This window comes from Streptomyces sp. NPDC030820 (assembly GCF_055572075.1).
This window is the reverse complement of record NZ_JBVIEB010000005.1, coordinates 137,693-150,635: the sequence shown is the minus strand read 5'-3', so window position 1 is coordinate 150,635 and position 12,943 is coordinate 137,693. Positions and strand designations below refer to the sequence as shown.

Here is a 12,943-nt window from a genome sequence, read left to right as displayed (position 1 = left end):
ACTATGGACGCGGACGCGGCCCATGCTCGACCCCTTGGGGTTCCCCCTGCCGTGCGCAGGGGTGTGATGCGCCAACAGGTACGCACAGTGAAGTGATCGACACATGGTGTGATGTGGACCACGGTGTTGCCAGCGGTGCAACGGAAAGGAACGAGCGCTCATGCGCGAGATCCTCGGAAGGCGACGCAGGCTCCTGTCCAGGCGGAATGACGGGAGGCCCGGGCGGAACGACGAGAGGCCTGAGCTGATCGGCGCGGCCCTGACCTTCGCGACCGAGTGGCGGTGGCCGGTACTCCCGGGCGTGGCCCCGGACCCGCAGGGTCGGGCCCGCTGCGCCTGCCCCGACCCGGAGTGCACGGTGCCCGGTGCGCACCCCTTCGACCCCGGCCTGCTCGCCGCCACGACCGACGCCCGCATGGTGCGCTGGTGGTGGACCAACCGGCCGAGCGCGCCGATCGTCCTGGCCACCGGGGGCAAGGCGCCCTGCGCCGTCAGCCTGCCGGCGCTCGCCGCCTCCCGCGCCCTCGCCCTGCTCGACCGGCGGGGCATGCGCCTCGGCCCGGTGATCGCCTCCCCGACCCGCTGGGCGCTGCTGGTGAAGCCGTACTCCATGGAGCAGTTGGGCGAACTGCTCTACGCCAAGGACTTCGTCCCCGGCTCGCTGCGCTTCCACGGCGAAGGCGGCTACCTCGCCCTGCCCCCGTCCGAGACCGGCCAGGGCGCCGTCCGCTGGGAGCGCGCCCCACTGCCGGGCTCGGCCGCGCCCTGGGTGCCCGACGTGGAGGCCGTGGTGGACGCCGTCGTCGACGCCCTCACTCGTACGGGTGTGAGCGCGCCCGAGTTGTAGGGGTGTCGGGCGCGGGCGGGGCTGCGAGCTCCGTCGGCTCGTTATGTTCCGCACATGCTGCGAAATGCTGGGGGACAAGGCACTCGGTTCTCCGGGAGGCCTTCCGGGCGGCACGGCCGCCGATCGGTACGGGGCGCGGCGCGGCCGGTGGGTGTGCGGTCGACGCGGGTGCGGCCGACGGGGGTAGCGCCGGCGGGTGTGCGGTCGGCGGGTGTGCGCCGACCGGACTCTCGAACGCTGCGGCTGCTCGCGCTCGTGGCCGCCGTGACGGCTGCGGTCGTGCTGCCGCTGGCCGTGGCGTCCGCAGGGCAGGTGGGCAAGGCGGTCCGGCACGTGGTGGCCGGGAAGGCACCGGACGCCGTACGGACCTCAGGGTCGCAGGACGCCTCCGGCAGCGACCCGGACTCCGGTCGGCCTGACGGAGGCTCCGGGCAGCAGGACGCCAAGCCGCCCTCGCTCGACCGGGCCCCTCGGCTGCTCGGGCTGGGCCTGGACACCGCCACCCGGTGCGGCCCCCAGCTCACCTCCCCCGACGGCATCGAGGCGCAGACCTGCGTGCTGGCCGAGGGCACCGACACCTGGGCCCGCACCTACTACCGCAACTCCGCCGGAAAGTCGCTGGACGTCGTGCTCAGCCTGATGGGCCCGGGCGGCCACAGCCTGCAGATGCGCTGTGTCACCAGCGTCGACGACGAGCCCGCCACCTGCGAGACACCCCGGGAGCGCAGCCGGGGCGGCATGGACGCCTACACGGCCGTCACCGAGTTCGCCGCGCACGGGGCCGACGGCGCGCTGCTGCTGCGCTCGGGCAGCAACTCGGCGGACGCCGACGGCAACTCTGCCTCTGCCTACGGGAGTTGACGCCCCGCGGCCCGCCGTACACCGCATGTGGACATGGAAAGGCCCGGTTGCTGGCGACGGGGGATGCACCAGCAACCGGGCTACTGGAACGGTAACAAGAGATCGGCGGTTCGCAAATTCCGTCTGGGGCATTCGGCCACCGATTTACCTGTCGCCAGGGGGAGTTGTGACAGGAGTCACCTGTTCCGCGGGCCGGGCGCGCGCCTTACCGACCGTTCAGTCCACGGACGCGCGCGACGGCGTCAGCTGAGCGTGACCTGCCGGTTGGTGAGGCCGCCGCGTGCCCGGCGCTCGTCCGGCGTGAGCGGCTCGGTGGCGGCCAGGGCGGCGGCGAGGCGCTCGGCGAACTCGGCGGCCGGCTTCTCCACGTCGTCCGCCGTGACCCCGCTCGGCAGGTCCCAGACCGGCACGGTGAGCCCGTGAGCACGGAAGGAGCCCACGAGCCGGGTGCCCTCGCCCAGATGGGAACGGCCCGCCGCGTGCAGCCGCGCGAGAGCGTCCAGAAGCTGCTCCTCCGGGTGCGGCATCACCCAGCGCAGATGGTTCTTCTCCGGGGTCTCGCACCAGTACGCGGCGTCCACACCGGTCAGTCTCGCCGTCGGGATGGCGGCGGCGTTGGCCCGCTCCAGGGAGGCGGTCACCTCGGGCGTGGCGTTCTCCGCGTCCGGCACCCAGAACTCGAAGCCGCTGTGCACCTCCGGCTCGAACGGTGCCTGGAGGTCGAGCAGATCCTGCAGCCGCGGACCGCCGGCCGGGGCGCGGCGGCCCTGCACCGGGGTGCCGGGCTCGGCCTGGAGGGCGCGTTGGAGGGTGTCGGCAAGGTCGCGGCTGAGGTCACCGGACGCCGTGTCGTTCTGCAGGCCGAGCAGGATCGACCCGTCGTCGCGGCGCAGCGCGGGCCAGGCCATCGGCAGCACCGTGGCCAGTGTGACCGACGGGACGCCCTCGGGCAGGCCGCCCTTGAGGGTCAGCTCGACCGTCGCGGCCGGCACCAGCTCGCGCAGCGCCACCCAGTCGCACTCGCCGGGCAGCCCCTCGAACGGGCGGTGCACCAGCTCGGTCACCGCATGCGCCGCGGCCCGGCCGTGGCACGCCTTGTAGCGCCGGCCGCTGCCGCAGGGGCAGGGCTCGCGGGCGCCGACAACCGGGACCTCCGCATCACTGAGCTGCGGCCGCTCGGCCTTCGTCTGGGGTCGCTTCTTGGCCATGGTGGGTGTCTCCCGGTTACGGCTCTTCTCGTACGGCGGGAGCCTAGCCGTTCAGGCCATGACCGGCTGGAACCTGTGGACAACGCACGCCCGCTCGACTCCAACGGTGTGAACCTGTGGACGACTTCGGGGTGTCCTTCGGCGCGGTCGAGGTCCTCCGGGCGGGGGCCTCTGGCGCCGGTTCGGCTTACGACCGCGGGGCCGGTCCACGACCGTCGCCACCGGACCGGGCTCCGGTGCCACCGGACCGGGCTCCGGTGCCACCGGACCGGGCTCCGGTGCCGCCGGGCCGGTGTCCTTCGCCGCGTGGCTCAGGCCCTCGATCACGCCCCTCGGCCCAACTCCTCGACCCGTCCGTCAGTCCAGGTCCTCGAACGCGTCCGCGAAGTCCAGTCCGGGCAGGTCCGGCACGCGGGACGTGACGCGCGTAGCGAAACCGTCCCGGCGGCATCCGGCATCGGGATCGTGGACGTCTTCGTGGACCACCACCCAGACCGTCACCTCGCCGCGCACGTCGTCCCGGACGCCCCAGTCGTCGGCGAGCGCCGTGATGATGTTCAGCCCGCGGCCGCCGTGCGCGGTCACCGACGGGGTGGCCGGCGCCGGGCGGGTCGGACCGCCGCCGTCCGTCACCTCGACGATGAGCCGCCCCCGCCCGTCGACCCGCCACGCTGCGCGCACATCGCCGTCGCCGGCCGGCGCGTCGCCCAGGGGCCGCCCGTGTTTGCAGGCATTGCTCAGCAGTTCGGAAAGGATCAGTACGGCGTCGTCGATGACCGATTCGGACACACCACCGCTCCGCAACTGCGAACGCATCAGGTGTCTCGCCTTCCCCACGCCCGCAGGGCCATGGGGTACGGCCATGCTCGACGACGTGGGCACCTCCTGTGCCACCACCAACGCCACCCCCGAGACCTCCTTTGCCCCACGCCACGGTGTGGATGCCCCATTGGCCTGTACCGGAAACCGGCCAATCCTCTTCCGGTGACGCATTCGCAACAGCCCTGCACGGAACGAACGCGCCGGAGCACTCCCTGTGACGAAGGCCTTTCCTGTGGTCGTCGTATGGCTGGATTTCATGGTGTGGCCGAGAGGGGAGGATTCAGCAGCCGCACAGCGGGGTCAAGGGGGCGGGCACGGCTCCTTACCGCCCTCTTGTGGTCACACCCGCCCCAGCTGACGCAGGACCGCGTGCGGGCGGTTGGTGATGACGGCGTCGATGCCCAGCTCCACGCAGAGATCGACGTCCTCTGGCTCGTTCACGGTCCACACGTGCACCTGGTGACCGGCGCGCTGCAGCCGCTCCACATAGGCGGGGTTGTTGCGCACGATACGGATCGAGGGTCCGGCGATTCGCACGCCCGCGGGCAGCCGTCCGTCGCGCAGCCGCGGTGTGAGGAACTGCACAAGGTAGACCGTCGGCAGCGTCGGCGCGGCGGCACGCACGCGGTGCAGCGAGCGCGCCGAGAAGCTCATGATCCGGACCTGGGACTCGGCGGCGGAGGCCGGCGCGTCCAGGCCGAACCGCTTCAGCAGCGTCAGCAGCCGCTCCTCGACCTGGCCGGCCCACCGTGTGGGGTGCTTGGTCTCGATGGCCAGCTCCACCCGCCGCCCGGCGTCCGAGACCAGCTCCAGCAGCCGCTCCAGGGTGAGTACGGAGGTCTCCTCGCGGTCCTCCGGCCGGTGCTCCCAGTCGGGCTCCTCGACCCGTCCGCGCCAGCTCTCACGCGTCTTCCAGGAACCGAAGTCGAGGGTGGCGAGATCCGCCAGTTCCAGCGCGGAGACGGCGCCGCGGCCGTTGGAGGTGCGGTTCACACGCCGGTCGTGGACGCAGACCAGATGGCCGTCGGCGGTCAGCCGTACGTCGCACTCGAGGGCGTCGGCGCCGTCCTCGATCGCCTTCTTGTAGGCGGCCAGGGTGTGTTCGGGCGCGTCTTCGGAGGCGCCCCGGTGGGCGACGACCTGGACGGAGCGCTGTAGTGCGTGGGTCACCGCGTCATGGTGCCACCGTCCGGGGGTGCGCGGGGCGGCTCGGGGACACCTGGTGCCCATTTATGTAACTTTTGCCGGTAACACCCTATATAAAGACTGGTCACGGACCCACAGCCACCGCTTATGGTGCTCTGACGGCTCGTGGGAAAAACTGACTGCATACAAACGGAACAGTGAAGACTGACCACAGCACCATGCACAGCTGCCGAGCGTGACCGAGTGCGACCGAACACAACAGCCGTGGACCGAGGAGAAGAGCTGTGAGCACCGAGAACGAGGGCAACGAGGTACCCCAGGCCCCGTCCGCACCTCCTGTGCCGGTGGCCTCTCCCGCCACTTCCCCGCAGGGCTCCACCTCCGGGGGGAACGAGCCGACGGCTCCCCTCCCGCCCGTACCCCAGGAGACTCCGGCCGTGGCCGAACCCCAGCCGGGCGGGCCCGCCGCCCCGCACCCCTCCACCCCGCACGCCTCCGGCCCGTCGGCCCCGGGTTCGGCCCCCGACGGCTCCTGGCCGCCTCCGCCGCCGGCCAACCCGCCCTACGGCGAGGGCGCGTCCTACGGTGCCGGCGGTGCAGGTGCCGCCGACGGCTTCGGTGGAGCGGGCGGCGCGGGCGGCGTCGGCGGCTGGGGAGCGTCGTACCAGCAGCCCGCCCCCAAGCCGCGCAACGGGCGCGGCGGTCTGGTGGCCGCGGTCCTGGTGGCCGCGCTGGTCGCGGGCGGCCTGGGCGGCGGCCTCGGCTACACCCTGGCCAAGGACAACGACAACAACGGCTCCACCACCGTCTCCGCCTTCGACAACGGCGCCACCCAGGTCAAGCGCGCGCCCGGCACGATCGCCAACGTGGCCGCCAGGGCGCTGCCCAGCACCGTCACCATCGAGGCCGAGAGCACCAACGGCGAGGGCGGCACGGGCACCGGCTTCGTCTTCGACACCCAGGGCCACATCGTCACCAACAACCACGTGGTGGCGGACGCGCTCGACGGCGGCAAGCTGACCGCGACGTTCCCGAACGGCAGGAAGTACGACGCCGAGGTCGTGGGCCACGCCCAGGGCTACGACGTGGCGGTCATCAAGCTCAAGAACCCCCCGTCCGACCTCAAGCCGCTCGCCCTCGGCGACTCCGACAAGGTGGCCGTGGGCGACGAGACGATCGCCATCGGCGCGCCCTTCGGTCTGTCCAACACGGTGACGACCGGCATTATCAGCGCCAAGAACCGCCCGGTGGCCTCCAGCGACGGCAGTTCCACCAGCAAGGCGTCGTACATGAGCGCGCTGCAGACCGACGCGTCGATCAACCCGGGCAACTCCGGCGGCCCGCTGCTGGACGCCTCCGGCGCGGTCATCGGCATCAACTCGGCGATCCAGTCGACCAGCAGCGGCGGCTTCGGCTCCGGCCAGTCCGGCTCGATCGGCCTGGGCTTCGCCATCCCGATCAACCAGGCCAAGTACGTCGCCCAGCAGCTGATCAAGACCGGCAAGCCGGTGTACGCCAAGATCGGCGCCTCCGTCTCGCTGGAGGACTCCAACGGCGGCGCGAAGATCACCGACCAGGGCGCGGGCGGCTCCGCCGCGGTCGAGTCCGGCGGCCCCGCCGACAAGGCCGGCCTCAAGCCGGGTGACGTGATCATCAAGCTGGACGACATGGTGATCGACAGCGGCCCGACCCTGATCGGCGAGATCTGGACCCACAAGCCCGGCGACAAGGTCACGATCACCTACAAGCGCGGCGGCCAGGAGCACACGACCGACCTGACCCTGGGCTCCCGCGTCGGCGACAACTGACGTCCGAGGGCTGCACGCACGCGTGGGGGCGCTTCTCACCAGAGAGTCGCCCCTCGCCGCGCCGGGACACGTGCGCCGGCCCGGACGCTGGTCACCTGTCATCACGCGGCCACCCTCGGTTCCGTACCGGCTCCCGGCGCTCCACTACGGACCACACCACCCGCCGGACGTTCGATCCCGGTACGCTGTACCCGCTCCGCCCCAGGTGGGCGGAAGCGAGGTGGGTTGCCCGAGCGGCCTAAGGGAACGGTCTTGAAAACCGTCGTGGCGCGAGTCACCGTGGGTTCAAATCCCACACCCACCGCCAGCTCAATGGCCCCTGACCAGGTAGACCGGTCAGGGGCCATTGTGTTGGGACGGCCAACTACTTCATTTCGGCCACCAGCCACCTCCCATGGCTTTCAGACAGAAGCAACTCGGTGATCTGGAGCGGGTTGTCGCGGACATTGACATGCCCGAAACTCCCCTCTTTTGCGAAGAACGCGGAGTCATAGGAGGTCGCCAGCTGCTGTCGCTCGGCGCTGCCGAGAGGGCCGACGAGGGCGTTGACTGCCTGTGGGCAACTCGTCCGGTGCTGATTCGCGGCGAGTTCTGTCTGCGCGGTCCGGGTCATGTGGGCACATACGCGCTCGCCGTCATCTGAACCGAGGTCCCGCAGGAACGCATGGCCGGCGTCTCTCACAGCGTGGAGACGGGAGTTGGTGTCACCAATGCGCACAAGATCAGCACACGTCCCTTGCCTCGTCCGTCTTCCGTGCCGACCACTGCACCTCCGAGTAGGGCCTGCGCATCCGATAAGCGTACGAGAGCGGCAGCTTCCATCCCGTCTGCCGTCGACCCGCACACCGTGGAGCGGGCGTGGTCCACACCCACGGCGGACGTTGGACAGGGGCGCCTCCTCAGGGGGGCGCCCCTGTCACGTGCTCCGCGGGCTTCCCGCTGTCAGGGCTGGTGCCCCGTCATCCGTGCCGCCGAGGCGATCGTCGCGCGGGCCTCGCGTTCGGACAGGCCGGTGTGGCGGGCGGCCTCGGTCAGGGGGTCGGCCAGGGCGGGGCCGATGCCGTTCTCGTAGGCGCGGCAGGCCGCCCAGAAGAGACGGGTGTTGCGCTGGCCCTCGTGCGCGGAGAGGACGAACTGGACCAGGCCGCGGCCGTGGTCGCCGGCGACCACGGGGTGCGGACGCGGATCCGGGGGCCGCGGCGGCGGGACCAGCAGGCGCAGCAGGGACGGCGGGCAGGGGGCGGGGATCAGGTGCGCGGTGCCGGGGGCGGTCGTGTACACGCCGTGGTCGGTGCGGGAGCCGGGGCCGACGAGGTAGCCGCCGGCGCCGCGGATGTCGATGCCGGGGGCGAGGCGTCCGGCGGAGTTCGGTACGACGACGTCCGGCGGGCCGGTGAGCCACAGGTGACGCCCGCCGCTCGGGGTGCGGACGACGACCGTCTCCGGAATGGTGAACAGATGGCGCAGGGCCAGTTCGCGCAGCGCGGTCGAGGAGCTCGTGCCGGACTTGGTGTCCAGGTCGACGCCGATCAGGTGGTACGGCGGCAGCCCGCAGGCGATGCCGTAGCCGGTGGCCCAGGGCGCGGCGGCGAACAGCTCGCGGATACGGACGGGGTCGGTCGAGGCGTCGTACACGCCGTGGCCGAGGCGGCCGCACTCGCCGTGGCAGCGGGGTCCGGCCGGGTCCGGGTCGTCGCGGTGGGGGGAGCGCAGGGCCGGGAGCTTCGTCCGGGACAGGGGGATGACGGCCAGTCCGCGTTCGGCGGCTGACAGGGCGTGTGCGAGGGCCAGCGTCGTGGCCTGCCGGTCGGTGTAGGCCATACCTTCATGTTCGTACGCACGTTCGAAAAAGGGAAGAGGGGTCGATGGCGACGCGCCGAGGGCGGGGAAAATGGCCGGATATATGCCGGAACGATTCGTCCCTTGTGTCGCTTGCTGAGGGAAAGGGCCGCCTGATCCCTCCTGGTGGGTGAAGTGGCGAAAGGTGGTGATGGGGGTTTATCGACTTGTCATCACGCTTGCGTGCGAATCGGATCTTCCGGGGTGGTTCGCCGGGGATCCGGTGGGCAACTCTGATCTCGCGACGTCGTCCACGACAGTCAGAGCGGTCGGCCAACTGCCCTGGCGCAAGCCGTACTTCACGTACTTCCGGCCCTAGGGCCGCAGAGTTCTCGGTTCTGGAGGAACAACATGGCAAGCATCCGTACCGCCCGCGTTCTCGCCGCCGTCGCCGCGCTCCCGCTCGCAGCCGCCCTGTTCGGCGGCGTTGCGGCCGCCGACAACGGCTCCTTCGCGGACAACGGATCGAGCGCCAACACCGGTGTGGCGGGCATCATCGGCAGCGGAGTCGGCCACAACAACAACGGCAACTCGTCCACCACGCAGCAGAACGCTGTCGGCAACGGGGCCTCGAACCAGAGCAACACCGCCCAGGTCAGGGGCTCCGTCTGGACGGCCATCCAGCAGGGCAACGAGAACGTGGCCATCCACTTCACCCGCCTGTGGTGAGCCTCGGGCGAGGTCCCTCCCGGTGAGGGTGCTCGCGGGGTGTGCTTCGGGGTCGTAACACGTCCGCGCGGCGGTACTTCGGTGCCGCCGCGCAGGCGTTTTCCCGTGCCCGTTCTGCGCCGGCCGCGGCCTTGACACCCCACCACGATCTGACGGACAGTCAGGAAGGTTCGACCGCGCCCTGTTGTGCCGCATCGGTGCCGACGGCCGGCTGGGCGTCGCGACGAAGCGGCTCGGGATGACGAGGGGGCGGCGATGAGCACGGCGGAGAGGGGTACCGACCCGCTCGGTGCGCGGCTCAAGGCGTACGAGGGACTGCCGGCCGCCGTCGCCGGGAAGGGCAAGGACCCGGTGAACGCGCCGATGATCCGGCACTGGTGCGAGGCCATGGGCGACGCCAACCCGGCCTACTCCGGCCCGGACGCCATCGCCCCGCCCACCATGCTGCAGGCGTGGACGATGGGCGGCCTCTCGGGCCACGAGGGCCGCACGGGTGCCTACGACGAGCTGCTGTCCCTCCTCGACGCCTCGGGCTGTACGGCCGTGGTGGCCACCGACTGCGAGCAGGAGTATCCACGGCCCCTGCGCCCGGGTGACCAGGTCACGTTCGACTCGGTGATCGAGTCGGTCTCCGACCGCAAGACGACGAAGCTCGGCACCGGCTACTTCGTCACGACCCGCACGGACGTCCGCGTCGACGGCGACCTGGTGGGCACGCACCGCTTCCGCATCCTCAAGTACGCCCCCGCCCGCCGGAAACCCCCGGCCCCGCGCCCCCGTCCGGTGGTCAACCGGGACAACGCCGGCTTCTGGCAGGGCGTGGCCGAGCACAAACTCCTCATCCAGCGCTGCACGGACTGCGGCACCCTGCGCCACCCCTGGCTGCCGGGCTGCAACGCGTGCGGCTGCCTGGACTGGGACACGGTCGAGGCGAGCGGCGAGGGGACGGTCCACTCGTACGTGGTGATGCACCACCCGCCCTTCCCGGCCTTCGACCCGCCCTACGCGGTCGGCCTCATCGAACTTGCCGAGGGCGTGCGGATGGTGAGCAATGTGAGGGGTGTGCCGTACGACAAGGTGCGCATCGGGTTGCCCGTCCAGGTGGAGTTCCGCACCTACGAGGATGCGGAGGGCGCGCAGGTCCTGCCGGTCTTCCGGGTCGTCGACGGCCACGGCGAGGGCGAGGCCTGACATGGACTTCACGCCTACCGAGTCCCAGACCGAGGCCCAGGCACCGACGGCGGGCGCCGAGCTGCCCCCGCTGGAGATCCCGGTCACGCGGACGCTGATCGTGGCGGGGGCGATCGCATCGCGGGACTACCAGGACGTGCACCACGACGCCGAGTCGGCCAGGCAGAAGGGCTCACCGGACGTCTTCATGAACATCCTGACGACGAACGGCCTGGTCGGCAGATACATCACGGACCACTTCGGCCCGACGGCCCTACTCCGCAAGGTCGCCATCAGGCTCGGGGTGCCCAACTATCCGGGCGACACCATGGTGTTGACCGGTACGATCGAGGCGGTCGACGGCGACACCGCCACCGTGCGGGTCGTCGGCACCAACGCCCTCGGCAGACATGTCACGGGCACGGTGACGGTCACGGTCCCTACGGACCAGGACCAGGACCCGGTTCCGGACGCGGACGCGGAGGCCCGCTCATGAGTCCCCGGGCCCGCGACACCCTGGCCGGCCGCGCCGCGATCGCCGGGATCGGGGCCACCGAGTTCTCCAAGGACTCCGGGCGCAGCGAACTGCGGCTGGCCGTGGAGGCCGTGCGGGCCGCGCTGGACGACGCGGGGCTGGCGCCGGCGGACGTGGACGGCATGGTGACGTTCACCATGGACACCAACCCTGAGATCACGGTGGCCCAGGCCTGCGGGATGGGCGAGCTGTCCTTCTTCTCCCGGGTGCACTACGGCGGCGGTGCGGCCTGCGCGACCGTGCTCCAGGCGGCGCTCGCGGTGGCGACGGGCGTGGCGGAGGTCGTGGTCTGCTACCGCGCCTTCAACGAACGCTCGGGCCGCAGATTCGGCGCCGGCGTGCAGCACCGGGAGCCGTCGGCGGAGGGCGTCGCGCTCGGCTGGGTGCTGCCGTTCGGGCTGCTCACGCCGGCCTCCTGGGTGGCGATGGCGGCCCAGCGGTATCTGCACGCGTACGGGCTGACGCCGGAGGTGTTCGGGCATGTGGCCGTGGTGGACCGGAAGTACGCGGCGACCAACCCGGCGGCGTACTTCCACGGCCGCCCGATCACGCTCGCGGATCACGCGGCGTCCCGCTGGATCGTGGAGCCGCTGCGGCTGCTGGACTGCTGTCAGGAGACCGACGGCGGGCAGGCGATCGTCGTCACCTCGGTGGAGCGGGCCCGGGACCTGCCGCATCCCCCGGCCGTGATCGCGGCGGCCGCCCAGGGCGCCGGCCGGGCGCAGGAGCAGATGACCAGCTTCTACCGGGACGATCTGACCGGCCTGCCGGAGATGGGCGCGGTGGCCGGCCGGCTGTGGCGGTCGTCCGGACTCGGCCCGGCCGACATCGATGTGGGGATCCTGTACGACCACTTCACCCCGTTCGTGCTGATGCAGCTGGAGGAGTTCGGGTTCTGCGGAAGGGGGGAGGCGGCGGACTTCGTGGCCGAGGAGCGGCTGCCGCTCAACACACACGGCGGCCAGCTCGGGGAGGCCTATCTGCACGGGATGAACGGCATGGCGGAGGCCGTGCGCCAGCTGCGGGGCACGGCGGTGAACCAGATACCGGGCGCGAGGCGGACCCTGGTGACGGCCGGCACCGGGGTGCCCACCTCGGGGCTGATCCTGACGGCCGACGACTGACCGACGGCCCGCCGGGCCCGTCCGGCCTCAGGGTCGGACCAGCGGGCGGAGCCAGGTCTGATCGGGGCGGAGTCAGGGTCGTACCCGCACACGGGGTGAACCCGCCGTCCACCTTCAGGAGGTGGAGCCGGCCCCACCCCTACAACCTGAGGGGGACGCCGCTTCGGGACCTGGGGGCGATCCGCCGCAGGGGGGTCCACTCCTAGCGTGGGGGCCATGACCACACCCGTCTGCACCAGCGCCTCGGCCGCCGCCGCACCAAGGCGGCAGACCCTCCCGCACCCCCGGCTCCGGCCGGGCGGGGAGACTCCGACATATCCGACGTTCGCGTCGTATGTGCGCGCTCGTCAGCCGGTCCTGCTGCGCACCGCCCGCTCGCTCACCGCGAATCTGAGCGACGCCGAGGATCTGCTGCAGACCGCGCTCGCCAAGACCTATGTGGCCTGGGAGCGGATCGAGGACCAGCGGGCGCTGGACGGCTATGTGCGCCGGGCGCTGCTGAACACCCGGACCTCGCAGTGGCGCAAGCGCAGGGTGGACGAGTTCACCTGCGACGAGCTGCCCGAGCCGGAGCCCGTGCCGGGCGACGACGACCCGGCCGAGCGACAGGCGCTGCACGATGCCATGTGGCGGGCGATCACCAAACTGCCAGCGCGGCAGCGGGCCATGGTCGTCCTGCGCTACTACGAGGACCTGAGTGAGGCCCAGACCGCCGAGGTGCTCGGGGTGTCGGTGGGCACGGTGAAGTCGGCGGTGTCGCGTGCGCTGGCCAAGCTGCGTGAGGATCCTGAGCTGGGACTGGTGCGCTAGCCGGCCCGGGACGTTCCCTGACTTTTCTCCCGAGTGACACGCCCCCTAGTGACATACCGCGCGGTATGTGAGCAGAATCAGCGCAACCTCTACCACCGCGTAGG

13 protein-coding genes and 1 tRNA gene are annotated in these 12,943 nt (G+C 71.5%); 9 read left to right on the top strand and 5 right to left on the bottom strand.

Annotated features, from left to right (window positions below; all coding sequences use genetic code 11):
• Positions 1-160: 160 nt before the first annotated feature.
• Both ACZ418_RS15690 and ACZ418_RS15685 read left to right on the top strand, forming a co-directional pair.
• A complete protein-coding gene (locus tag ACZ418_RS15690) occupies positions 161-847 on the top strand; it encodes a bifunctional DNA primase/polymerase (protein ID WP_468362576.1) in 687 nt (228 codons plus the stop codon).
• Between the two features lie 213 nt (positions 848-1,060).
• Complete coding sequence (locus ACZ418_RS15685) at positions 1,061-1,708, top strand: hypothetical protein (protein ID WP_468362574.1); 648 nt, start codon at positions 1,061-1,063, stop codon at positions 1,706-1,708.
• A 242-nt stretch (positions 1,709-1,950) separates the two neighbouring features.
• Here the strand turns inward: ACZ418_RS15685 and ACZ418_RS15680 are convergent, their stop codons facing one another.
• The 3 genes from ACZ418_RS15680 to ACZ418_RS15670 form a co-directional block, all read right to left on the bottom strand.
• Complete coding sequence (locus ACZ418_RS15680; protein ID WP_468362572.1) at positions 1,951-2,916, bottom strand: DUF5926 family protein; 966 nt, start codon at positions 2,914-2,916, stop codon at positions 1,951-1,953.
• A gap of 357 nt (positions 2,917-3,273) precedes the next feature.
• Positions 3,274-3,909, bottom strand: coding sequence for an ATP-binding protein (locus tag ACZ418_RS15675; RefSeq protein ID WP_468363197.1), 636 nt, complete (start codon positions 3,907-3,909; stop codon positions 3,274-3,276).
• Positions 3,910-4,077: 168 nt separating this feature from the next.
• Positions 4,078-4,908, bottom strand: a complete 831-nt coding sequence (locus tag ACZ418_RS15670; protein ID WP_468362570.1) for a glycerophosphodiester phosphodiesterase — start codon at positions 4,906-4,908, stop codon at positions 4,078-4,080.
• 260 nt (positions 4,909-5,168) lie between these two features.
• Between ACZ418_RS15670 and ACZ418_RS15665 the strand changes: the two genes are divergently transcribed.
• Both ACZ418_RS15665 and ACZ418_RS15660 read left to right on the top strand, forming a co-directional pair.
• Complete coding sequence (locus tag ACZ418_RS15665; RefSeq protein ID WP_468362568.1) at positions 5,169-6,692, top strand: S1C family serine protease; 1,524 nt, start codon at positions 5,169-5,171, stop codon at positions 6,690-6,692.
• A 219-nt stretch (positions 6,693-6,911) separates the two neighbouring features.
• Positions 6,912-6,999, top strand: a tRNA-Ser gene (locus ACZ418_RS15660).
• A gap of 57 nt (positions 7,000-7,056) precedes the next feature.
• Here the strand turns inward: ACZ418_RS15660 and ACZ418_RS15655 are convergent.
• Together ACZ418_RS15655 and ACZ418_RS15650 are read right to left on the bottom strand one after the other, a co-directional pair.
• Complete coding sequence (locus ACZ418_RS15655) at positions 7,057-7,305, bottom strand: hypothetical protein (RefSeq protein WP_468362566.1); 249 nt, start codon at positions 7,303-7,305, stop codon at positions 7,057-7,059.
• A gap of 329 nt (positions 7,306-7,634) precedes the next feature.
• The gene (locus ACZ418_RS15650) at positions 7,635-8,513 is read right to left on the bottom strand and encodes a bifunctional DNA primase/polymerase (RefSeq protein ID WP_468362564.1); all 879 of its coding nucleotides are present in this window, start codon (positions 8,511-8,513) and stop codon (positions 7,635-7,637) included.
• 369 nt (positions 8,514-8,882) lie between these two features.
• On the opposite strand from ACZ418_RS15650, the gene ACZ418_RS15645 reads away from it, so the two are divergent.
• The 5 genes from ACZ418_RS15645 to ACZ418_RS15625 all read left to right on the top strand — a co-directional run bounded on the left by ACZ418_RS15645 (position 8,883) and on the right by ACZ418_RS15625 (position 12,839).
• Entirely contained in the window at positions 8,883-9,200 is a 318-nt protein-coding gene (locus tag ACZ418_RS15645) for a hypothetical protein (protein WP_468362562.1), read from the top strand.
• A 255-nt stretch (positions 9,201-9,455) separates the two neighbouring features.
• The gene (locus tag ACZ418_RS15640; protein ID WP_468362560.1) at positions 9,456-10,391 is read left to right on the top strand and encodes a bifunctional MaoC family dehydratase N-terminal/OB-fold nucleic acid binding domain-containing protein; all 936 of its coding nucleotides are present in this window, start codon (positions 9,456-9,458) and stop codon (positions 10,389-10,391) included.
• Position 10,392: 1 nt separating this feature from the next.
• Complete coding sequence (locus ACZ418_RS15635) at positions 10,393-10,866, top strand: MaoC family dehydratase (RefSeq protein WP_468362558.1); 474 nt, start codon at positions 10,393-10,395, stop codon at positions 10,864-10,866.
• Entirely contained in the window at positions 10,863-12,029 is a 1,167-nt protein-coding gene (locus ACZ418_RS15630) for a lipid-transfer protein (protein WP_468362556.1), read from the top strand. Before ACZ418_RS15635 ends, ACZ418_RS15630 begins: the two co-directional genes overlap by 4 nt.
• Positions 12,030-12,245: 216 nt before the next feature.
• On the top strand, positions 12,246-12,839 hold the full coding sequence (locus tag ACZ418_RS15625; protein ID WP_468362554.1) for a SigE family RNA polymerase sigma factor: 594 nt from the start codon (positions 12,246-12,248) through the stop codon (positions 12,837-12,839).
• The last annotated feature ends 104 nt before the right edge of the window (positions 12,840-12,943 follow it).